The sequence below is a fragment of the Bacillus sp. ISL-18 genome (assembly GCF_018613415.1).
Taxonomy (GTDB): Bacteria; Bacillota; Bacilli; order Bacillales; family Cytobacillaceae; genus Neobacillus.
The window spans coordinates 1-22,941 of sequence record NZ_JAGGQG010000030.1; the positions used below are offsets into that span (position 1 = coordinate 1).

Below are 22,941 nucleotides of genomic sequence, written 5' to 3' on the forward strand. Positions count from 1 at the left end.
ACACAATTAAATGGACTTGACTTTCTTATCTGTCGAAGCCCCTCCTTCTTGTTGCATACAGGGGTTATGATCCTTTCTTATCTGTCGAAGCCCCTCCTTCTTGTTGCGTACAGGGGTTATGATCCTTTCTTATCTGTCAGAGCTCTTCCTTCTTGTTGCTTACAGGGGTTATGAACTCTCTTATCTACTCTCTATCAGCGAATTTTTCCAATCTTTCCAACTTCACTTCAAATCTATTAATCATTTCATGTAATTCCTCAAACCCATGCTTACATTCCTGTAGTAGAGTTTTCAATGCCCTTTCCCTTACTACTTTTCTTATGGCTTGACTAACTGTTTTCCCATCTTGTCTCGTCTGCTGGACTCTTTCTAAATCGGCAATATGAGTATCATTTAAATGTTCAAATTCCTTTATTAAACCATATTTTATGTATTCCTCTCTAAGATCCGCTAATAATGATTTGCTGACACCTGTCATTTCCCTTACTACCTTATCCGGATACATCCTACCATCTCCTTAAGTAGTCTTTACTAGACTCTATTAAAGATAGTTGGGATTTATACCACCCCAAACCAAATTCAAGCTAGGATTGGTTTCAAATATGTCCCCCAAACGGGAATACTAGACGAAAAAACCATAACAGCACTCTTCTTCTCTGGGAGTATCCAAAATATCTATTATCTTTCTATTCATCCAAAAGAGGTTTGATTGTATCCGAAAGGGATTTATGGAATAATTGTTGAATGTCGTAATCAAGAAAACGGAACATTCAGATTGATGGAGGCTAATAAGAAATGTCGGACAATACCGTTAGTAAAGCTACTACTAAAATGCACTTTATGCTTAAATCTACTCCACCAAGAACAACTTTTCATCAGGATATGACAGTAGAAGAACGGGACATTATGTTAAAACATATCGACTATTGGACGGTTAAGCAAAACCAGGGGATTGCACTTGTCTTCGGTCCTGTTTTACATCCCACCTCTCCACATGGAATTGCCATCATTGAAGTTGAAAATGAAGCACAGGTCCCAACGCTCATAGAAGAAGACCCTGCCGAAATTGCCGGCCTAATGACAACTGAATTTTATCCGATGAAAGCAATGCTGCCGAAACAACACGCTTGATCTTTAGGAAGTGTTAATAAAAAAGGAAATTTGAAAAGTTCACAGGAAATGGCTCAGTATCGGACTGAGCCATCTGCTTTTTCCGTTCAAAAAATGATCAAAATCTAATAAAAATTCAGAGTCGCTATTGAGGTTTTTAAAATTAACAAACTATAAGCAAGTCCCATTATCCCTGTTTTTATTTGACAATTACTTTTCCAACCATTCCCTCTTGGAAATGGTACCGACATATCAAATCATATGTACCGGGATTAGTCGGGTTCACGGTAATGGTTTTTTCTTTTCCAGGCTGGATTTCTTCGTCAATTCGGAGCTTTTCCACAGTGAAGGTGTGCTCTTTCCTACCATTGTTCTTCAATATCAACGTTGTCGTTTTTCCATTCGGAATGGTGATCGATTTTGGATTAAAGTAATCATCGTTCAACTCGACCTGAAGCGCTGTTACTGGTTGAGCAGGCTGTGTTTCGGCGTTGGATTCGGCAAATACACGCAGTGAACTTGGAGTTGTCATACCCACCATCATCGCAAACAAAACGACCAAGCCAGTTACCCATTTTTTTAAAAACATTTCTATCCCTCCTTTCCTAAGACTATTTTTTTCCTATTTATAAAATATTATTAGATAAGTTTGGGTTCTCAATAAAAACTAGCAGCAACAGGTATCTGAAACTGATTATGCTCGGGCATCAGCCAAATTCTTACCAAAAGATATCGTCCATCGGTGGAATCGGTTGATTTTCGATTTCTTTTACTTCCTCTGTTATGTCAATTGATCCGTTCGCCACTACCTCTTCAATTATTGTTCTCCGATACCCCGTTTCATGTTTTATGCTTTGTATGTATTGATGGGCAACGGTTGGGATGTCTTGTTTGTTCCGTGCTGAAAATCTTCCTCTAACAGATAGCCCTGTCCCTTCAATTTTTAAATGTAATTCCAAGTTAAACTCCATATCAAACACCTCTTCCTTGTTTATTATAGAACAAATGTTCCTATTTAGTATATAATAAATAAATGGAAGTATTCCCCAAATAGGTTTATTGGCTCTTGACCCAATACTCATTACTTATTCCGGTATTTCAACGTATCGTCAAGTTCTTTAGGAAAAATAAATATATTGAAAGCTCCTCTATGAAAATACTATTATTACAAGGTAGGTAAAATTTTTACAATGCGCTGAAGGCGAGGAATAGTCATGCACTTATTTACTATAAGAAGAATTTTTATGACGGTGATTGGAAACTTATGTATCGGAATTGCCGTTTCCCTATTACGTTTAAGTCATTTTGGAACTGACCCTTTTAGCACGATGAATTTAGGGGTAAGTGGATTTTTACATGTTTCGTTTGGTGTTTATCAATTAATCTTTAATTTATTCCTCCTTATTATTCAATTTATTTTTGTTCGGAATGCCATTGGGTTTGGTACTATTGTCAACATGGTTGGAATTGGTTTCATTTCCGATCTTTTTGTAAATGGTTACCATGTACTATTCGGATCTTCTTTACTCTTTATTACAAAAATTTTATTCCTCCTTATTGCTGTAGTCTTGATTGGAATCGGAGTTGCCCTTTATATGACCTCCGATTTGGGCATTTCACCATGGGATGCTATGCCGCTAGTCATTCAAAAATTATCGCGTAACAAACTGCCATTTGTCCTCGCTCGGATGATGGCAGATGTAATAAGTGTAGTGATTGGTTTTTCCTTCGGGGCCATTGTGGGGATTGCCACCGTCATTATGGCTTTTGGTACCGGCCCTCTTGTCCAATACTTCCGGAAACAGCTTGCAGAACCATTATTACGAAATAATCACGCAGCCTTACCAGCGTCAGTTGACCTTCATAAATAACGACTGAAAAACCTCTATTTCGAAATAGAGGTTTTTTTGGGATACAAGGCCCTCATTTCCTAGGCAAGCGCATGATTTGACAATATCGGCAAAAGTGGGACTTATCTTGACCAAGCCAGTCATCCTTTGTTTGCTCGAGTTTAAATTGCATTTTTATTTAAATGCATTTCTTCCATACTTCTACCGTTGACCATTTTAAAAAAGGACGTAAAATGGGACTCTAGAACTTTTCCGTTTTTATGTTCACCCGCATACGATAAAGTATCGGTTGCTTAAACGGAAAGGAGGAGTGGATGTTGAGCAAGGAGAAAAAAGGTAAATCAATTTGGCGCCCATTATTGGCAGCACCCGCTTTATTTTTTCTTGCGCCTGTTTCCATCGGATTGTATCTAACACATCCCTTCCCGGCAAAAACCATGAAAACACCAAAGGAATACGGTCTTGAATTCGAAGAGATTGAATTTTTCAGCCGAAAAGATCAAGTTAAGCTGTCTGGCTGGTGGATTCCAGCGGCTTCCAACCAAAGCAAGAAAACGGTCATCACGGCTCACGGATATATGAACGAACGAGCCATGGAAGGAATTGAAGGACTACAACTCGCCAAAGTTCTCGCGGAACATGGATATAATGTCCTGATGTTTGACTTTCGTAATGCAGGCAAGTCGAAGGGAAGAACCACAGGGATTGGATATTTCGAAAGACACGATTTGTATTCAGCGATTGACTATGCCATTCAAGAAAAAAATCAGGAAAAGATTGCTCTCCTCGGCTGGAGTATGGGAGCTGCTGCTGCTCTTATTGCCGGATGTGAACATCCTGCTGTTTCCGCTATCATTGCCGATAGTCCCTTTAGTGAATTAGGACCTTTTTTAAAAGAAAATCTTTCTCACTGGACTAAGCTGCCCAAAAGACCTTTTACATCGATAATTTATCACTCGATGCGAATACTCCTCAAAATTGACCCCACTGAAGTATCACCCATTGAACATGTAAGAAATACGAAAGGAAAATCGTTTTTCCTTATTCATAGTAAAACGGATGAAGCGATTCCTTATGCAGAGAGTGAAAAAATCGTGCAAACGATCTCATCCGATAACCATAAAGAATTGTGGCTGACGAAAGATTGTCAGCACATTAATTCCTATCTTTTAAATAAAAAAGAATATACACACCGTGTACTCCGATTCCTGGAAAATCACTTAAAACTTGGCTAGGCAGTAAACAGCAGAGGGTCTCTTTTAAACATCAAGCTTTTCTCGGATTTTCCAAATTCAGCCGTTTTCTCCTTCTCTCTCTTGTGACGATACGGATGGTAAAAGAGCAAATGACACCACTGTCTGTCATCGCTCTTTTTTTGCTTATCATCATTCCTACTAAATGCAATTCGCGTCCTCCCACTTAGAGTTTTTTTCTATCAGCTAAATATTTAGCATACAAAATTGTATTTTTGGCTACATCTAATTCAAGACTATATATATTAGGCGGGCCTGGTCTCCAATTCACTTCAAAAAGCCATAGTTTTTGATTTGCATCTATTCCGACGTCAATCCCCAATTCATCCAATTCACTGTCATATAAAGAATCAAAATGATTTGAAAAACTGATTGCAAACTGTTCAAGATACTTTTTCATATCATACCAGGAGTCACCAAACTCTTGTTTTAAAAAAATATCCGGGTAAGTACTATAACCACCACTCCCCATATTGGAAGTTATCGTCCCTAAACGCCCGATCCTTGGATAAATAGAAGTAATCACCCATTTTCCTTCTCCATTTTTTTGTACATGTAACCGGAAATCAAAAACATGTCCAGATTTTGTTTGACTCGTAATAAACTGTTGAACGACGTAATCTTGTTCTCTTATTTTTGGCGATAACCAGTCTAGCATTTGTTTTTCATTAATAGATGATTCCTCTCCGGCTTCATTGATTTTATAATGATTGGATCCATCTTTTTCAATAAAAACAACGCCGCCGCCTTGATGGCCAGATAATGGCTTGATAATCACCTTTTGATAACGATTGATCATGTCTGTAAAAATCTGAATGTTTGTTAATTCATAAAAAGGAATAAGATATTGTTTATATTTTTTTGCTCTTTTTATTCTGTTATATACAGATAATTTGTCCCCAATCGAATGACTTGTAAACGGAATCCGCTCATACAAATAATCAAAGATCGGTCTAGTTTTCTCAGTTTCTTTATAACTTGCATTATAAATGACATCAGGGAAAGGAAATTCCTTTTCAATCCATTGTCCATTTTCATAGGATTTTCCCAAGATTTTATGCTGTTTTATATTCACCTTCCCTGGGGTAAAGTAAAAAAAGGTTACACCTTCTGCTTTAGCTACAGCGGCATATGCATATGCTTTCTTTACTTTACTTGGATCTTTACGATGATGAAGCATGCCTATTAACGTCATTTTGCTTCTTCTCCACCTCTCCAAGTTCTGTTTCTTATAAAAAGACGATAATCATTGTTCATTCATTAAAGCTTAAAGCTCACGATGAACATCATACACATTATTTATCACTCGGAAATGTTAAAGAAGTTCAAGGTAGAAACGGATATTACTGGCTGCTTGCATGGCAATTTTTTTCGCTTCTATTTTATTATCTGAGGATGCCAAAATATATCCCAAGCGATCTCCCATTGATAAAGGCGGTCGTACAATCTGGCCTTTTCGGGGCTTTATATACACCTCTTCGACACCTGGATATTGAGAACTGAGTTCTTTCCCCGTTACCTTTATTAATTTCCCCCTAGAACCAACGGTAAAATAATGTGCGTATACATACTTACTGTGTTTTTTAGTAAGGCAAGGCTCATTTCCTAGCATTAATTGAATGGTTTCCTCTACTAAATTAATTCCATATCCCACTTCAATGATTCGATTCATCGCTCCGCCTGAGATTCGCGGGTTAATTTCGATTAATTTCCACAACCCATTTACCATGCGCATTTCTAAGTGACAGGCACCATTTTTCATTTGAAAAGCCTTTAAAATGGAACTTACGGTCTCATAGATACTAGTGTATAAACGTTGATTGATAGTTGGTAGTAAACAGTATCCGTTTACGATAAATCGCTGTGAAAAGGCAATCTGTTGTTCGATTATTGCCACAATATGAACTTTTCCATTGTGGACAAGAACTTCAATTAAATATTGAGGTCCTTCTAGATATTCCTCCAGTAAAATCTGTTTATTATTTTCAAGTAATTTTTGCATTGCCTGCTTTAACTGGTTCACGTTATTGGCCAAAAGAACATCTCTTGAGCCGGCAGATGTGGGAGACTTTACAATAAGTGGTAAATGGTCTTTAGCTTGTTCAATAAAATTCTCTAAGGGATAATCTGGCGTATAAATTTCATAGAGGGAAGATAGTGGAAGGTCTTTGAGAAGTTCACGGGTTAAAACTTTATTTTCCATTTTTAATATGGCTTCAGTAGAGACTATACTTGAACAATATTCTTCTGATAAAGTTGCTGCTACATGGACAAAAGGATCTACAAAACTAAGTATCCCTTTTATTTGTTTACCCTGTTTTTGTAGTTTGCTAAGGTTATTTTTTAATTCATCATAATTAGATAGATCCACTAAAATCATTTGATGGACATCGGGGAATTCTGTTCTTTGTAGAATATATTTTTGTCTATTCGTAAATAACACCGTATAATAGCCGAGTCGTTCTGCGGCTTTGATTGCTTCCCTGCTTGACCCAGATTTGTTCGTTTCAATAAATACAATAGTTTGCATACGTTCATCATCCTGCCTTTTTGGTTTTATGTAAGAAGATTTAGCTTTAACAGCCATGTTGAAGAGTAAAGTACAAACAGCTTTCCTTTTTAATATATTGTCTTATGACAAGTTTGGTTTGGACAATCATACTAATTCTTAAGACCGAAATTTAATAAAGATAAAAATAAAAAGAGCGGCTGCAATAGGTGCAAATCGCTCTTCAAAAGTAAGATAAATGGAACCGTGTTGTGGGTTAACGGCAGTAATAGTATAAAGAACATTCCATAATGAGAGCTGTTCTAATCTTCCTAATTTTCTCCCCTTAAATAATCGATGATCTCATCGAAGTCATAGCCATTACCGGCCGTTTTGAAATAAACAATATCATTTGGGAGTAAAAACAAATCAAAAAAATTCTTTATTTCATCTACTTCTGTAAAATGATAATGCGATTTTACTCCCGCCTCTATTGCTGGCTTAGCAAAATCTTTTGCAATCGATCCTTTCGTAATAAGAACATCAATCCCTAAGTCACCTACTAGATGACCTGCTTTTTCGTATTCTTCATCTGCATATTTTCCAAGTGCTTGCATTCTTCCCAAAACAACAATTTTTCTTTGAGCTGCCGATGCGATCTTACATAATGTTTCTAAGCCTGTTCTTAAGGAAGCAGGATTGGACTTCCAAGTATCATCTACCAATGTAATTTGATTTCGCAGTTTAAAAATTTGAAAATGGGATCCCATGTGATGGTAAGTGGATAATCTTTTTAACGCATAGTTAAGGTCCACACCTAAGCTCGCAGCTGCAGCTAATGAAGCGGCTGCATTATAGACATTATGCTCACCTAGACCTGGTATATATCCTTTGTATTCATTTTGCTTATATTCAACCCAATAAGTCATGCCGGATGTATTATATTGAATCCTCTTTATTCTAAAAATAGCATTCTTGTTTTTTCCGAATGTTATAATCTTCCCTTTAAACTTTGAAGTATCTATGGTGGAGAGAAATGGGTCGTCCTTATTTAGAATAAGCGTTCCCTCATTGTTCATTCCTTCCATAATTTTTACTTTTTCTGCTACATAATCATCGAATGATCGAATTTGATCCGTATGATCCACATCAATCATTGTCAAAATCCCAATCGTTGGGTAAAAATACTTACAGGATTGTGTCATATCCCCTATTTTAGATACAGCTGTCTCAAACACGGCCACATCCGTATCTTCGTCAATTCCCAGTAAATAAGAAAGATTGTAATAATCAGCATTTTTGCTCGATATTGTTGCTTGGACATTGTGTTTATCTTCTAAAATATGTTTTAACATTTCCTTCGTAGTAGACTTTCCGCATGTACCTGTAATGGCAACTACAGGAATGTTAAACAGATGTCTGTAATACGAGGTGAATTTATAGAAACTGTCTTTCAGATCCTTTACCATAATGATTTGCTCTGAATGTAATCGATCCATATCAGAAAATGGTTTATCTGTAACGATAAATACATTCTTGTACCTTTTTATCTTTTCAACAGGCACTTCTTTGTTGTTATAGCGAAAATACACCGTATGATTACTAATTTCAGATCTGTCATCCGTGACCGTCTTAATCCGTATCCCTTTTTGCTTTACACTAGGCTGAATGTTCATGGCAGTTAAAATGTTCTCCAATAATAATGTCTTCAAAATCTCCCTCCTGAAGTTCCTTTTATGAAAAAAGCATCTCTCCCAAATGCAATAATTGAATCACTATGAATTCAAAGCCTAATGTATCATATGATTTGTCCCCTCATGCAGGTGTGTGATAAATACACAGGCAATAAGCGGAAATAAATCATGGTTTAAATTTATGATTGTAGGAAAGTTAAAATCAGGGTATCGGCCACGTTCAACCGTTTGTTGAATAAAAAAAACCGCCAAATTTATGGCAGTTCGTTCAATGAATATTATGCTTTCTAAAATTACCGCCCTTCACTTCTGCTACATCATATACGGTAACAAAGGCTCTTGGGTCTATCTCATTGATGATTTCCTTTAGTTTAGTTTCCTCTAAGCGGTTAATCACACAGGTAATTTCTTTAAATTTTTCATGGGAGAAACCGCCATAAGCTTCTTTATACGTTGCACTTCGACCTAAACGATCCCGGATGGTCTCTACCAGGATTTCGGGTTGAGTGGTGATAATTTGAAAGCCTTTCGAACCACTAAGACCTTCTTCGACAATGTGAATGACTTTCGAAGCAATATAGTATGCTATGGCCGAAAGAATCGCTCCTTGCAGACCAAATACAATCGCAACAAATATAAACACAAATATATTTAAGAAAAGAATCAAATCACTGGTACCAAATGGTAATTTTCGAGCTAAAAGTACGGCAAGCATATCAATACCATCTAATGCACCGCCATTCCGCAAAGCTAAGCCCATCCCAACTCCAAGGATAATCCCGCCAACAACGGTAATTAATAGTGTATCTCCATCAATAATGGCTGGAGTATGGTGAAAAAGGAGTGTACCCACCGCTAGAGAAGCAATGCCGATAATCGAAAAAAGGGCAAAGCTTTTTCCAATTTGTTGATACCCTAACCAGATAAAAGGAACGTTTATAATGGCAATTAGAACGCCTAATGGTAAATCAAATAGTTCTGAACCAACGATACTAAGACCCGTCACGCCCCCATCCGATACGTTGTTTGGAATCAGGACCGTTTCTAGTCCATAGGCAGCGATAAATCCTCCGATAATGACCATTAATCCTCGCAGGATCAATTTTAGTTTATTCGGTTTATGTATTTTGTTTGTCTCCATCGAATTCCTCTCTTCCACTGTGATTTTAGAACTTATAAATTTACATCAATTTGAGTGGTAATCACGTCTTCTTTCGTGATTCCTAAAAATTTCAGAGTCTCTGCTGGTGTTGAATGATTAAAGTGTTTTTGTAAAAGGGCAATCGAGACACCTTGTTTGAACGCATGAAATCCAAACGTCTTTGCCAGTGAATTCGTCCCAATCTTCCCTTCTATGCCTACCTTTACTGCAGCTTCATGAATAATTCGATAGGCCTGTTGCCGCGTAATCGGTTGTTTAAACTTACGAGATTGGAATAAATACATCTGTTCTTCTCTGTTGACTTGATTTAAGTATGAGAGTACAGCTTCCTTCACTTTGTTATTTAAAAATACCGTCTTCCTCCTTTCACTCTCCATTTCTGAATAATGATAAAAATCCTTGATTTCTCCTTCGCTATTAAAAAGTTCCTTTACCTTAATCAAAAGCAGTTCAGATATTTTTAGACCTGTATTAATTCCAACCACAAACAATAAATAATCCCGGTAGGATTGTTTTTTTAGTTGTTCTTTCATGGAATTTATTTGTTCTAGGTCTCTAAGTGCATCGACTGTTTCCAACTTATCCATTACTCCTTCAATGTTACTTAATTTAAGTTTAATTTATAATTGAGTAACATTCAAACCATACGCTTGTGAAATACTGATTTATTTATCTTCTGAAATTTAATCAGCAAGTATACTTTTTGGACATCAGATTTACATCAAATTGTAAAGAAAAGAGTAGAAACCCTTAGTAAACATTTTTTTTAAAAGCAAAAGGCGATTCCGTTATGCTGGAATCGCCTTCGAAAATGAATGGAGTTAAAAACACGTAAACGACATAATTCTCCTTGTATCAATACCAAAAATCATCCATGACCACCCATTCCATCTAAAACCAGTAACAGATCTTGGACCTACGAAAACAGGATAAAACCAAAACGCTTCACCATTGTTTAGCCAAATAAAAGTATTACGGAACTGGCACAACCTAATTGCTCCTGGATCAACCGCAAATGGTGAAGCAACTGCTCAAGTCGCTGATCAAGTGGTAGAAGCCGTGAAAAACGGTGATATTAAACGATTCTTTGTCATGGCTGGCTGTGATGGCCGTCATAAGAGCAGAACATATTACAAAGAATTTGCCGAAGAGCTTCCTAAAGATACGATCATTTTAACAGTCGGTTGTACAAAATATCGATACAATAAGCTAGATTTAGGTGATATCAACGGAATTCCAAGGGTCCTTGATGCTGGTCAATGTAACAATTCCTACTCTCTTTTCATGACGGCAATGAAGCTAAAAGAAGCTTTCGGATTAGAAAGTGTGAATGAATTACCGTTATCTTACAATATCGCATGGTATGAGCAAAAAGCAGTGATCGTTTTCTTATCACTACTTTACCTAGGTGTGAAAAATATTCACGTTGGACCAACCTTACCAGCTTTCTTGTCACCAAACGTTACAACTTCTTGGTTGAGAATTTTGGTGAGGCGGCATTACCAATACAAAAGCCGACTTGGAAATGTTTATGAACAGCTCGATTGAAGTTCAAGAAAGTACAATAGTTTAATAATAGACTAGGGTCCCACCTGGGATGAAGGATAAAGGGAGAGTCAGTGACTCTCCCTTTATCTATATTAATCAGTCAATTGTCAAAACAAGTTTACCATTTCCTATCCCTTTTTCCAGCTGTTCAAAGCCCTGTGCCGCTTGCTGGAGCGATAAAGTTGTCCCAATCATTGGACGAAGTGCACCACTCGTTAGCATTCCAATGACACCATGAATGCTTTGTTCATATTCATTTTTTGGAGCATTCCAAAGAGCGGTTGCTAAAATATCACACTCCTTTTGCATGGCAAGACGTGGATTGATTTCGATGGAACCACGATTTCCAATAATGACAATTTTACCAAATGGTGCAATCAGCTTTAAATCGGTTTCTAAATTCTTGTTGGCTAAAAACTCAATAATAACATCTGGTCCATTCCCACCTGTTAAGGCTAGCACCTCTTCAATCGTTGCTTCTGTCACATGATTAATGACAAAATCGGCACCAGCTTGCTGGACCATTTTTTTACCTACATCTCTGCTTGCCGTTCCAATCACTTTAGCACCGTGAGATTTCGCCATTTGCACAGCCTGTAATCCAACCCCGCCACTGGCCCCATGAATCAGAACGGTTTGTTGCCCTGGCTTCAGATAAGCACGTTGAAATAGTGCACGATAGGCGGTTAATGCAGGGACTCCTAGTGCTGCACCTTGTTCAAAGGATACCTGTTCCGGTAGTGGATGAACCGAAGCTGCATCACATACTACTTTTTGAGCAAATGTACCTGTACTATTCCCTCCCATTAAGGATGCAATAAAGACACGATCACCAACACGAACATTTGTAACCCCTTCCCCAATCGCCTCGACAATCCCAGCGCCGTCTAAGCCTGGGGTATAGGGCAGCTGGGGTACACTAAACGCATATGTACCTGTTAAGGTGTAGGTATCACTCGGATTGACGCCCGCGGCATGTACACGAACACATACCTCTCCCTTTCCTGCTTCTACTTCCTCAACATCAGTAAAGACTAATTTCTCAGGTCCACCAAATTCTGTAACTTGAATGGCTTTCATGTTATCAACCTCCTCGTAATTTATTATATATCGAAATTTATTATTTACTGTAGTATCAAGGTTTTAACTATGATTTTTACTTAATTTTACTTTTTACGAGCTTTTAGGTTGGTCGGCCGTCAATGAGCTCTATTGACTACTCTGTTGCTTTATTTTTGGGGTGGTCGGTCGCCAATAAGCTCTATTGACTACTCTGTTGCCTTATTTTTTGGATGGTCGGTCGTCAATTGGCTCTATTGACTACCCTGTTCCCCTATTTTTTGGATGGTCGGTCGTCAATGAGCTCTAATGGCTATCTGTTGCCTTAGTTTTTGAATGTTTTTCAGTAATTTGATAGACTACTCCACTTTCAAATGCTCCACGAGCCGGCCAAGTAAATCACTTAAAACCATTATTTCTTGATCATTGTAAATATGATAAGTCTGGGCATTAAAATCATTGCGTAACGATTTCAGTTGCTCATAAACATGGATTCCTTCCTCAGTTATTTTCACCCGCGTGCGTCTTTTATCTTCAGGGTCTTGAAATAGGGTAACCAAATTTAACTGCTGCAGGCGATTGATCATCCCTGTCATATTTTGTTTCGTGACAAGCATTTCTTCTTTTAGTTCCCCGATAGATATGTCTTCTCTATTTATGATGGTTCTAAGAATCACCCATTGTTGTATACTAGTCAGTCCAACCTCGGAAACCATTTTTGCACCATATCTATTTAAGAGATTGGATATCCTAAAAAAATCTAACGTTATGTTTGTTTTTACTTCTTCCATACAAACCTCCGCATCTTTAAATTATCACTATCTTAATGCAGGGAAAAAACTTAGTCAAGTAGTTGACTAAGTTGAAAGGATAACTTAAACTAATTTAGTCAATAACATGGCAATCAAAGAACTTTTATCTAATTTTTAAAAAATAAAGGAGAAAAAACATGCCAAAAACAACAACGAATCGTAAAATGGTAACCGTTGCGATGCTGGTTGCGATTTTATTAGTCGCGATTGATGTCACGGTTGTCAGTACCGCGATGCCGCGGATTGTCAGTGACCTGAGTGGTTTAAAATTAATTAGCTGGGTATTTGCCATCTATACGCTTACCACTTCGGTAACGACCCCTATTTACGGGAAGTTATCTGATTTATTCGGCCGAAAAAAGGTTTTTATCACTGGTGTTATTTTGTTTGTAGCAGGCTCGATGTTATCAGGTGCTGCTCATACGATGACTCAATTAATTTGGTTCCGCGCTTTTCAAGGAATTGGTGCGGGTGCGGTTATGCCGCTAACTTTTACGATTATTGGTGACCTCTACCCTGGTGAACAACGCGCCAAAATGCAGGGAGTATTTAGTTCAGTCTGGGGAATTGCCGGTCTTCTTGGTCCATTAGTAGGTGGATTCTTTGTAGACCAAATCAGCTGGCGTTGGATTTTCTATATTAATTTGCCGGTTGGGTTAGTTTCACTTGTATTAATCACTGTCTTCTTCCACGAAACCGTTGAATTGAAAAAAGATCGCAAAATCGACTATCTTGGAGCGATTACGTTTACGATTGGAATTTCGACTCTATTATATGCATTACTCAATGCCGGTCCTGGTCAGAAATATGCATGGAATTCAACAGCAATTTATATCCTGTTTGCTGTTGCGGTGATCTTTATTGTGCTGTTTGGTTATATTGAAACCAAAGTCAAGGAACCGATGCTTCCTCCATCCTTATTCAAGATTCCAGTGATCCTTGTTTCCAATCTTATCGGATTTCTAGCAAGTTCTGTCCTGATTGGGGTTAATGTTTATTTGCCAATGTGGATCCAAACGATTCTTGGACACAGTGCGACGAGCTCCGGACTTACGCTTATGCCAATGTCGATCGCCTGGCCGTTGGGTGCCACTTTTGCTGGCCGATATATGTATAAAATTGGCTCTAAGTTAACGGCCATCCTTGGTGCTGTATTGATTGCCCTCGGTGGAACATGGCTGCTTGCCGTGGAGCTGGACTCCCCGTATTGGTATTTTGTAGGAATTATGATTGTGATTGGTCTTGGAATGGGCTACGCTACCACTCCTACCACGGTTCTCGTTCAATCAGCGGTAGGCTGGCAAATGCGTGGTGCGGCAACCGCATCCAACACGTTTACTAGGTCGATTGGCCAAACAGTTGGAGTGGCTGTCTTTGGAACTATTTTTAACAACTCCCTGATTACTTATGGGAAAGAACATGCAGGCGGAGGCAATATTAGTAATGTCTTAAGCTCTGAATCGATTAATAAGCTGCCTGCAAACGTCATTACGATGATCCATGAAGGGCTCGCCCATGGAATGCACTTAGTGTTTATTCTCGTGTTTTTTATTGGAATCGCGAACCTCGTTGCTACTTTCTTCCTACCTTCACATAAGAAGGTCATGGAGCAGCAAAAACAAGTTCAACATTAGTTATTAAGCCGCCAATTTGGCGGCTTTTATTTTGCAACTGCAAGTAGAAGAAGGTATAATCTCCAGAACCAATTCCTCCAGCCGTACCGTCCCATCCGTCCCCATCATTAACGTTGTTACATTTGACCTCCAGTGATGGCCACTGTCTGCCTATCAGGGCCAAACACCTGACCGTTCCATTTCAATACCGTTTGGACCAATCCCAGACTGTCAGCATTATACCTGCCGGCTATCCGTTGATACGCTTCTAGTTCATATATTTGATCCCTGTTAAAGTCAATCGGGTATAAACCCGACAAAGGGTTAACCCATCCATTAATTGGAGCCTTTAAAATCCCATTGTCGTTATATACTTCGGATAGGTATTCCTTCCCCTTATAAGTAAGGTCCAGAATATACTTTTCTTTGAGATGATAACTGAGGACCTTTGCTTTGTATTGATTTTTAAATGTCACATTGTACGTATAGGAATCATTGAATGTATCCGAATCAAAAATCTGCGATATTTGACCGTTCATATAAGAAAAGATATACGCATAAATAGCACCGCCGCTTCCTCCGGTATCAATGACCACTAGAATATCATCACCCTTTTTCCCTGTAAAGTCACCAAGAAAAAGGGTGGGATTGTATCCAGAATTATTTTTAAAGTGGATGTAATCATAATGATGTGTGCGCCCATTTTGGACAACCAAAGTTATATCTTTCCAGAATGGACTATCCGAGGATTTATTCGCAGTTAGAAAGACATTATCCATAATCCCGTCTCCGTCTAAATCACCCCTCTTTACCGTTACAACGGATGGACTCTTGGTTTGTACTTGTCTTGCATCAGCTGATTGCAATCCCGCCCGTATTTCTAAAAGTTTGTGCTTTGACGGATAAGGATTGGGAAAAGACAAAGCCATGTCTATCGTTTGCAGTGCTTCATTGGTTAATCCGGCTCTTGCCTGCGTATTAGCCAAACAGTACCAATAATAAGGATGATTCGTTTCACGAATTTTTGTGTAATAGTGATGGAGCTCTTTATGGAAATCTTTGGTGTCCATTTTCAACCCACCTGTCTTATTATTCTCCATATAGATTTATGTAAGAATTCACAGGAGCATTCCAAGTCCGATCTACCCGTACTTATATTTGACAATAAGAGGCACCTAGGTCAGTTTGGAGCTAATGTTCCCCCTTCTCCTTTTACATCTATATTTTCCTGTAAGCTTTGATACTCAACTGAAATATATGTAAAAAAACTCCGGATTGCTTAAGGTTGTCAACCCTCAATTCTAGAGAAAATTTTACTATTTTATCAAACTATTAGACCTAATTAGGACTTTCTTAAAAAGTCTCCCGGAAGTGGTAAACGATAAGGGTTTTAAAGACGTTTTATTTAAATAAAATATTCCTGAATTGCTTTGACTGTAAAATCATCCCATAAATATGACAAAAAACATATGTTAGGATAATTATGTGTTAACTAGTAAACTTTCAAACAGGAGGATCTTAACATGTTATTGGGTAAAACAATTCTTACCTTAGCCGCCTCGGGTGCCTTATTTGGGGCAAATCCTACATTAAATCAAGATCATTTATCTTCTAAACAGGAGAAAATCTATTCAATCCAAGGAACCAATGTAAATTCTGATGAGATTAATAGAATGATTGAAGCGTATCTAAGTAAAATGGAAAGCAACTCACAAACTTCTGTTGCCCAAAAGCCTCAGGCCCAGTCTCAGCCTGCTCAAACAGTCCAACAGTCAGCACAAGCTCAGCCAGTGCAAACCGAAACCACGAAGCCAATACAGCCGTCAACAGCGGGAACAACCACTACAACTCAAACAACCGGCACATTAAGTGCTTTTGAACAAAAAGTGGTTGATCTAACAAATCAAGAGCGAGCTAAAAATGGCTTACCAGCCCTTAAAGTGGATACAACGCTCAGCAAAATGGCACACGAAAAAGCACGTGACATGTCGGCAAACAACTATTTTAGCCACACGAGTCCGACTTACGGATCCCCTTTTGACTTGATGAAGAAATTTGGCATTACCTATAACTATGCTGGTGAGAATATCGCCATGGGGCAGCAAACTCCGCAGGAAGTTGTCAATGCATGGATGAATAGTGAGGGTCACCGCAAAAACATTCTCAGCTCGAACTTCAACTACATCGGCGTTGGATATGTGGCTCAAGGAAATTATTGGGCACAGGATTTTATTGGTAAATAATAAAGGACAAAGGCAGGCTAGTAAAATAGTATAGGCTGTCTTTTACTAAGATCTATAAATAATGAACCAACCTCCATTAACATATCGTTTTTAACCAATAAAATTAATATAAAAATGATGAAAATCGCAAAATACGGCTTCGAATTACTGGTAATCTCTATCTCTATCATACAAAATAATGGCAATGACTAAAATTCCCCAGCTATATAGATGGATGTATCTCAATCCGATCGGGTCTTGTATAAATGTTTAAAGAATGATTGCGGAGAAAACCAACTGTCGTAATTTGAAGCTCTTCCGCCAGCCTGACAGCCAATTCGGTTGGAGCTGATTTTGACAGAACAATGCCGCATCCTATTTTGGCTACTTTTAGTAGTACTTCCGAAGATAGACGACCACTAAATACCATGATCTTGTCTGAAAGGGTTATTGAATGCTGTAAGCAATGACCATAAATTTTATCTAGGGCGTTGTGTCGTCCTATGTCCGTTCTATCTACAATGATACCGTTACGGTCACAAAGGGCTGCATTGTGGACCCCGCCTGTATCCTTAAAGATAACAGACGACTCCTGCATAAGTCGCATCAAATGAAAGCATTGGTCAATAGAAACCGTCACATCAACATTATCCAGTGGTTTAACGGTTCTGGCATCATTATAAAAATAAAAGCTTTGACGGCTTTTCCCACAGCAAGATGTTACTACTCGTTTAGAATGGAACAATTCATTTAGTTTGTTGGCCCTATACGTTTTTACAATTGCACGGCCAGTTGCTTCTATAATCGTAAGTTCTTTAATTTCTTTATAACTTCTGATGATCCCTTCTGACGCCAAAAAGCCAATTACTAATTCTTCTATGTGCTCAGGGCTACAAACAAGTGTAGCAAATTCTTGATCATTTAGAACAATGGTGATCGGATATTCAGTGACGATCGTATCCGTTACTCTCTGTATGGCCCCATCCTCATACCGCCATATATTGCTTTCCGTTTTCATTGGCTGATCCATACTTTTCACTCCTAATTACTTCCCCTCAATCGTCTGGTCAAATACGAATACAGTCATAGCAATATCTTCATCAACATTAATATCTGAAAATAACCGTGTTACTTTTGCCCCCATCAGGTTTTCAAATCTTAAAAGGACCTCTGGCTTTTTATATATATCCTTCACAAATGTTGTTCTCGTTTGATGGACCATCTTTTCACCATGTTCTGAATGAAGCATAAACTTCTCTATATTTGTCAGGTTCCCTTTCATTTCACTGATCGCCCAAGAACCGATAAATTTTGTGGTGATTTCCTTCGGACCATTTCCTACATACTCTTTTCTAATTTCGCGAACAAGCATACTAAATTGATGCTCCAGATTCTTTGCCATTCACTGTCCCTCCTTTTCCATACAAATTAGTTTGATTCAAGAGAGGAAATCCATTCTTTAATAAAACGAGTGGGTTTCCATTTTTGTATTTCATGTTACTCTTTTAATCCTTCACCCATCCCTTTTAACAGATTAAATCCAAATCCTAACGCCCGATTAATATCAGGATCCTTTAACGCCTTCATTACATCAAAGAGTCCAAGCTTGGAATCGGCTTTTAATCCTTGTTCCGCCTTTTTCAATCCAGCCGTTAAGCTTTTGGCGAGCTTACTTGTTGTTTCCGGGTCCAGCTCAGTCAGAATTCCGCCTGCAGCCATCGCATTATTAATCATGTTTGTGACAGGTTGGCGTGTAAGTTGACTGACCGCAATTTTTGCTGCTTTCTCTTTCGCTTTTAGAAGACTTCCTAAAGCGTCCATAATACCGCTATCGTGTAATTCCTGCATCAGATTCAATGTCTCGAGCAGTGAATCCTCATTTTGTGCAACCCCAGAGAGAAGATTCTCCAGGGAATGCATTTTCTTTTGTTCTTCAGTCAGTTCTGTCTTTTGAATCACTTTAATCGGTTTTGCCATTACGCATTCCTCCTGTCATAGAATCCAGGCTTAATATGTTCATTGACACTGGCGAGTGGAACGTAATCACCGCGTTCCCATTTGCGATAGATTTCAAGGCCCATTTGCGGTATACGAGTCCCATTACGTGGATTGTACCTTGGAAGCGGATTTTCTCCGTCCATTTCAAGGACTTCCATCCGCACTTTCACTTGTTTGTATGCTGGTGTATGTGTCACGACATCAACTGCCCCACCAGTAAGAAGGTTAACCGCACTCTCGTGGCTTGAGGAATGCATTGGTACATAAACGGTTTTTCCTGTCACACGATCTGTTACAAGAACTGGTAGTTTAATAGTTCCGTACGTTGATACAAGACGTACAAGTGAACCGTCCTTTACGCCGCGTTCTTTCGCAAGTTCCGGTGATACCTCCACGAAAACTTTCGGGAATTTGTAGTTAAGTCCCTCTGATTTCTGTGTTAAGTTTCCTTCATGGAAGTGCTCCAACAGACGTCCATTATCTAATGAAAGATCGAATTCTTTCGGGAACTCCATAGGCGGTACATAATCGAACAAGCCGAACCGTGCTTTTTTATCTGGGAAAGCAAAGCCGTCTTGGAAAAGCAGCGGCGTGTTCGATCCATCAAGAGATCCCCAGTGGAAACTGTTCCACCCTTCGAGAACATCATAGTTACACTGGCTGAAGAATGGGGTTAAGCTTGCCATTTCGGCAAAAATCTCACTTGGATGCATATAATTCCAATCAAAGCCCATCTTTTTAGCGAGCTGTGTAAGAATCCACCAGTCCGGTTTACTATCGCCTAGAGGCTTTAATGCTTCGTACAAGCGCTGCACGCGACGCTCGGTATTTGTAAAGGTTCCATCTTTTTCAAGAGAAGGAGCACCTGGTAAAATCACATCTGCAAATTGGGCGGTTGTTGTTAAGAAGATCTCTTGGACGACAAGGAAATCTAACTTCGCAAGCATAGCCTGTGTATGATTCGAGTCAGCATCAACCCATGCCATATCCTCTCCAGCAATAAACATCGCTTTCATCTCGCCTTTATCAACAGCCCCGAGCATTTCAATATTGTCTAGACCAGGATTTACGGGGATTTTAACCCCATATGCCTTTTCAAATTTTTCGCGAATTTCGACATTTGTTACTGATTGATATCCTGGGAAGATATTTGGCATTGTTCCCATATCAGCTGCGCCTTGCACATTATTATGTCCGCGTAATGGGTAAGCACCAGCGTTTGGACGCATCATGTTACCTGTTGCAAGAAGCAGGTTGGCAATCGCAACGGATGTGTGTGAACCTGCGATATTTTGCGTAACACCCATTCCCCAGCAAATCGCTGTTCCATCCGCATCACGGACCATTTCTGCCATTTGAATTAATGTTTCTTTTGCAATACCTGTAATCCTTTCTGCCTCTTCAAGACTATATGGCTCCATCATTTTCAAAAACTCGTCATAGTAATTGACGTGTTCTGTGATAAATTTCACATCATGCCAACCTTGGTCAATGATATACTTTGTAATAGCGGAAAGCCAGACATAGTCCGTTCCTTGTTTTGGACGAACGAACAAATCCGCACGGTCTCCCATTTCATGTCTGCGCACGTCAACGGTAATTAATTTTTGTCCGTGAAGTTTTTGCGCCCGCTTAATACGTGTGGCAAGTACAGGATGTCCTTCTGCAGGTGCGCATCCCACAAGAATGACAAGCCCTGCACCCGCGATATCCTGAATCGTTCCAGAGTCGCCGCCGATGCCTCCGGTTTGCTGTAATCCCCATGAAGCAGGTGATTGGCAATAACGTGAGCAATTGTCCACATTATTGGTTCCAAACACTTGACGAGACAGCTTTTGGATGAGGTAGTTTTCCTCGTTCGTAATTTTAGATGACGAAATAAAACCAATCGCATCGCTGCCATACGTTTCTTTAATACCGCTAAGCTTATTCGCAACGAGAGAAAGAGCCTCATCCCAACTAGCTTCCACAAATACATCACCTTTGCGGATTAAAGGTGTGGTGATCCGTTCTTGTGAATTGACAAAATCCCATCCAAATTTACCTTTTACACAGGTGGAAACACTGTTTACAGGGGCATTTTCAGATGGTTCAATTTTGAGAATTTCACGGTCTTTTGTCCAAACTTCAAAAGAGCAGCCAACCCCGCAGAACGTACAAACGGTTTTTGTTTTCTCAATACGAGTTTCACGCATGGCTGCTTCTACCTCTGAAATTGCCATGATAGTTTGATAATCAGGCTCTACCGCTTTGACAATGTCGATCATGGGTGTAAGTAAGTCGTCAGAAATTCCGGTCATAAATCCAGCATTTCCAAGCATTGATTTTTCCATTAATGCGTTACAAGGACAAACGGACACACATTGACCACAGGATACGCAAGAGGATTCATTAATGCTTTTTCCTCCGTCCCATAAGACACGCGGCTGCCCGGTTTCCCAGTTGATGGTTAGCGTTTCATTCACTTGAAGATCTTGACAGGTTTCCACACAGCGGCCACACAAAATACATTGATCAGGATCGTAGCGATAAAACGGGTGAGACATATCTACTTCATAGCCCTTTGAGCGATGAGGTCGTGTTTGGTGTTCTATTCCCATCATTTCTGCTGTATTATGTACACGACAATTGCCATTGTTATTGTCACAAACGGTGCAATATAATAGATGGTTTTCTAAAATACGGTCCATTGCTTCCGCCTGCGCTTGCTTTGCAATCTCAGACGAGGTCAGAATGTCCATGCCATCTTCCAGTACCGTTGAACATGCGCGCATAATACTGCCATTTACTTCACACATACATGTATCGCAGCTCTGAACCGGACCCAAGACATCCGAATAGCAGATGTGTGGATGCTCCATTTCCTTTTGTAGTAAATAATTTAAAATACGCGTTCCTTTTTCTACCTCATGTTCTGTTCCATTAATAAACACATTTACTTTTTCTTTCACTGTTAGTCCTCCTACGTTCAAAGCATGCAGAGAATATCTATTTAATAACCAATAAGATCACATTTAATGACAATGTATCAGGTATTCTCTCTTACCTAAAACTAGTCCTTCTTTTTCTATAAAACTATTAATATGCATAATGTACAAATACTAGTCGTTAACTAGCTTTTTTGATACTTGTCTTTGCTATTGCTAGTGTTTGAAAAGATTCTTTATGTATGATCCAATAGATGAAAGCAACAAAAACCGCACCGCCAATAGCATTTCCCATTAATACTGGGACAAAATTAATAAAATAATTTTCCCATGTAAAGTGCCCTGAGAAGATAGCTGCCGGGATTACGAACATGTTAGCTACAACTTGCTGAAAGCCGATTGCTACAAACCCCATAATCGGCAACCAAATGGCACACATTTTTCCAACAATATCATTTGAACCAAAAGCCATCCAAACAGCTAAGCAAACGAGCCAGTTACATCCAACGGCGGAAATGAAGCTTTGAATAAAGGTTTGGTGTATTTTCTCTTCTGCGATTGCAACGGTTTTGTTTAGGAAAGGACCTGTTTCCGTTAACCCTACTATGTGACCAAAGAAGTAGGCAACAAAGATTGCTCCAATAAAATTACTTATTAATAGTAAGAGCCAATTTTTCATTAACTGTACGATCGTCGTACGCTTCGCTAGAACGGCAATCGGAAGTACCATCATATTTCCTGTTACCAATTCTCCCCCTGCGATTACGATTAATATTAGTCCTATTGGGAAAACCGCAGCACCTATTAGTGAACTGAAGGAACCCCATTCCTCTGGTAAATTTGCCGTTACTCGAATATCTAAGAGGAATCCAAATGCAATAAAGGCTCCACCTAAAAATCCTAATAAAAGTGTATGTCCAAGCCTCATTGATGCCTTTTTGTCACCAGCCTCAACTGCTAATTCTACAATCCGCTTGGAACTATGAAACGCCATATTCTTTTCCTCCCGTTAGTTAATTCTAGAAGCATGGGGACGGTTCTCTTGCTCCTTTAGAAGCAAGAGAACCGTCCCCGTGCTTCCCCTTGTTTCAAAAACGCAAAAAAGCCCACCATAAACCGGTTTTCATGCTAATGCATGTACCGTTTTATAGTGGGCTGATAGCTGAGCATTTTATCATACTAGCAATCTTTCCCGCCATAGACAC

22 protein-coding genes and 2 pseudogenes are annotated in these 22,941 nt (G+C 39.0%); 6 read left to right on the forward strand and 18 right to left on the reverse strand.

Annotation, left to right across the window (positions count from 1 at the left end):
• Positions 1-184 precede the first annotated feature (184 nt).
• A complete protein-coding gene (locus J7E81_RS27855) occupies positions 185-505 on the reverse strand; it encodes a hypothetical protein (protein ID WP_215047431.1) in 321 nt (106 codons plus the stop codon).
• A gap of 290 nt (positions 506-795) precedes the next feature.
• Here J7E81_RS27855 and J7E81_RS27860 point away from each other — a divergent pair, with 290 nt between their 5' ends.
• Positions 796-1,131, forward strand: a complete 336-nt coding sequence (locus tag J7E81_RS27860; RefSeq protein WP_215047432.1) for a YciI family protein — start codon at positions 796-798, stop codon at positions 1,129-1,131.
• Positions 1,132-1,309: 178 nt separating this feature from the next.
• Here the strand turns inward: J7E81_RS27860 and J7E81_RS27865 are convergent, their stop codons facing one another.
• Positions 1,310-1,699, reverse strand: coding sequence for a cupredoxin domain-containing protein (locus J7E81_RS27865; RefSeq protein WP_215047433.1), 390 nt, complete (start codon positions 1,697-1,699; stop codon positions 1,310-1,312).
• Positions 1,700-1,829: 130 nt separating this feature from the next.
• Positions 1,830-2,081 carry a hypothetical protein gene (locus J7E81_RS27870; RefSeq protein WP_215047434.1) on the reverse strand — a complete coding sequence of 84 codons (252 nt, stop codon included), beginning with the start codon at positions 2,079-2,081 and terminating at the stop codon, positions 1,830-1,832.
• Between the two features lie 243 nt (positions 2,082-2,324).
• On the opposite strand from J7E81_RS27870, the gene J7E81_RS27875 reads away from it, so the two are divergent.
• A complete protein-coding gene (locus J7E81_RS27875) occupies positions 2,325-2,981 on the forward strand; it encodes a DUF6198 family protein (RefSeq protein WP_215047435.1) in 657 nt (218 codons plus the stop codon).
• A 296-nt stretch (positions 2,982-3,277) separates the two neighbouring features.
• Positions 3,278-4,195: an alpha/beta hydrolase gene (locus J7E81_RS27880; protein WP_215047436.1), complete on the forward strand. Its 918-nt coding sequence runs from the start codon at positions 3,278-3,280 to the stop codon at positions 4,193-4,195.
• Between the two features lie 31 nt (positions 4,196-4,226).
• On the opposite strand, the gene J7E81_RS27885 is transcribed toward J7E81_RS27880, so the two are convergent.
• From J7E81_RS27885 to J7E81_RS27915, 7 genes and pseudogenes are all read right to left on the reverse strand, one after another.
• Positions 4,227-4,364, reverse strand: a complete 138-nt coding sequence (locus tag J7E81_RS27885; protein ID WP_215047437.1) for a hypothetical protein — start codon at positions 4,362-4,364, stop codon at positions 4,227-4,229.
• Positions 4,365-4,379: 15 nt separating this feature from the next.
• Complete coding sequence (locus J7E81_RS27890) at positions 4,380-5,408, reverse strand: YheC/YheD family endospore coat-associated protein (RefSeq protein WP_215047438.1); 1,029 nt, start codon at positions 5,406-5,408, stop codon at positions 4,380-4,382.
• Positions 5,409-5,528: 120 nt separating this feature from the next.
• Complete coding sequence (locus tag J7E81_RS27895; RefSeq protein ID WP_215047439.1) at positions 5,529-6,743, reverse strand: ATP-grasp domain-containing protein; 1,215 nt, start codon at positions 6,741-6,743, stop codon at positions 5,529-5,531.
• Positions 6,744-7,033: 290 nt separating this feature from the next.
• Entirely contained in the window at positions 7,034-8,413 is a 1,380-nt protein-coding gene (locus J7E81_RS27900) for a Mur ligase family protein (RefSeq protein ID WP_215047440.1), read from the reverse strand.
• A 250-nt stretch (positions 8,414-8,663) separates the two neighbouring features.
• Entirely contained in the window at positions 8,664-9,536 is an 873-nt protein-coding gene (locus J7E81_RS27905; RefSeq protein ID WP_215047441.1) for a YitT family protein, read from the reverse strand.
• Positions 9,537-9,568: 32 nt separating this feature from the next.
• Positions 9,569-10,135, reverse strand: a complete 567-nt coding sequence (locus tag J7E81_RS27910; protein ID WP_215047442.1) for a tyrosine-type recombinase/integrase — start codon at positions 10,133-10,135, stop codon at positions 9,569-9,571.
• 243 nt (positions 10,136-10,378) lie between these two features.
• A pseudogene (locus J7E81_RS27915) lies at positions 10,379-10,588 on the reverse strand (collagen-like protein); the annotation flags it as partial.
• Here J7E81_RS27915 and J7E81_RS27920 point away from each other — a divergent pair.
• A pseudogene (locus J7E81_RS27920) lies at positions 10,581-11,130 on the forward strand (hydroxylamine reductase); the annotation flags it as partial. The pseudogenes J7E81_RS27915 and J7E81_RS27920 sit on opposite strands and share 8 nt — an antisense overlap.
• Before the next feature lie 71 nt (positions 11,131-11,201).
• Here J7E81_RS27920 and J7E81_RS27925 read toward each other — a convergent pair.
• Positions 11,202-12,185, reverse strand: a complete 984-nt coding sequence (locus J7E81_RS27925) for an NADPH:quinone reductase (RefSeq protein WP_215047443.1) — start codon at positions 12,183-12,185, stop codon at positions 11,202-11,204.
• A 338-nt stretch (positions 12,186-12,523) separates the two neighbouring features.
• Positions 12,524-12,955 (reverse strand): MarR family winged helix-turn-helix transcriptional regulator, encoded by a 432-nt coding sequence (locus J7E81_RS27930; protein ID WP_215047444.1) that lies wholly within the window; start codon positions 12,953-12,955, stop codon positions 12,524-12,526.
• Between the two features lie 158 nt (positions 12,956-13,113).
• Between J7E81_RS27930 and J7E81_RS27935 the strand changes: the two genes are divergently transcribed.
• Positions 13,114-14,610 carry an MDR family MFS transporter gene (locus tag J7E81_RS27935; RefSeq protein ID WP_251028931.1) on the forward strand — a complete coding sequence of 499 codons (1,497 nt, stop codon included), beginning with the start codon at positions 13,114-13,116 and terminating at the stop codon, positions 14,608-14,610.
• 116 nt (positions 14,611-14,726) lie between these two features.
• Here J7E81_RS27935 and J7E81_RS27940 read toward each other — a convergent pair whose 3' ends face one another.
• The gene (locus J7E81_RS27940) at positions 14,727-15,659 is read right to left on the reverse strand and encodes a VCBS repeat-containing protein (protein ID WP_215047445.1); all 933 of its coding nucleotides are present in this window, start codon (positions 15,657-15,659) and stop codon (positions 14,727-14,729) included.
• 453 nt (positions 15,660-16,112) lie between these two features.
• On the opposite strand from J7E81_RS27940, the gene J7E81_RS27945 reads away from it, so the two are divergent.
• Positions 16,113-16,832 (forward strand): CAP domain-containing protein, encoded by a 720-nt coding sequence (locus tag J7E81_RS27945; RefSeq protein ID WP_215047446.1) that lies wholly within the window; start codon positions 16,113-16,115, stop codon positions 16,830-16,832.
• A 202-nt stretch (positions 16,833-17,034) separates the two neighbouring features.
• Here J7E81_RS27945 and fdhD read toward each other — a convergent pair whose 3' ends face one another.
• The 5 genes from fdhD to J7E81_RS27970 all read right to left on the reverse strand — a co-directional run bounded on the left by fdhD (position 17,035) and on the right by J7E81_RS27970 (position 22,730).
• Positions 17,035-17,841: a formate dehydrogenase accessory sulfurtransferase FdhD gene (gene fdhD, locus J7E81_RS27950; protein ID WP_215047447.1), complete on the reverse strand. Its 807-nt coding sequence runs from the start codon at positions 17,839-17,841 to the stop codon at positions 17,035-17,037.
• 15 nt (positions 17,842-17,856) lie between these two features.
• On the reverse strand, positions 17,857-18,213 hold the full coding sequence (locus J7E81_RS27955) for a Na-translocating system protein MpsC family protein (RefSeq protein WP_215047448.1): 357 nt from the start codon (positions 18,211-18,213) through the stop codon (positions 17,857-17,859).
• Positions 18,214-18,308: 95 nt separating this feature from the next.
• The gene (locus tag J7E81_RS27960) at positions 18,309-18,788 is read right to left on the reverse strand and encodes a helical membrane plugin domain-containing protein (RefSeq protein ID WP_215047449.1); all 480 of its coding nucleotides are present in this window, start codon (positions 18,786-18,788) and stop codon (positions 18,309-18,311) included.
• Positions 18,788-21,760: a formate dehydrogenase subunit alpha gene (fdhF, locus tag J7E81_RS27965; protein ID WP_215047450.1), complete on the reverse strand. Its 2,973-nt coding sequence runs from the start codon at positions 21,758-21,760 to the stop codon at positions 18,788-18,790. The genes J7E81_RS27960 and fdhF overlap by 1 nt, the downstream gene beginning before the upstream one ends.
• Before the next feature lie 157 nt (positions 21,761-21,917).
• Positions 21,918-22,730 (reverse strand): formate/nitrite transporter family protein, encoded by an 813-nt coding sequence (locus tag J7E81_RS27970; protein WP_215047451.1) that lies wholly within the window; start codon positions 22,728-22,730, stop codon positions 21,918-21,920.
• Positions 22,731-22,941: the final 211 nt, after the last annotated feature.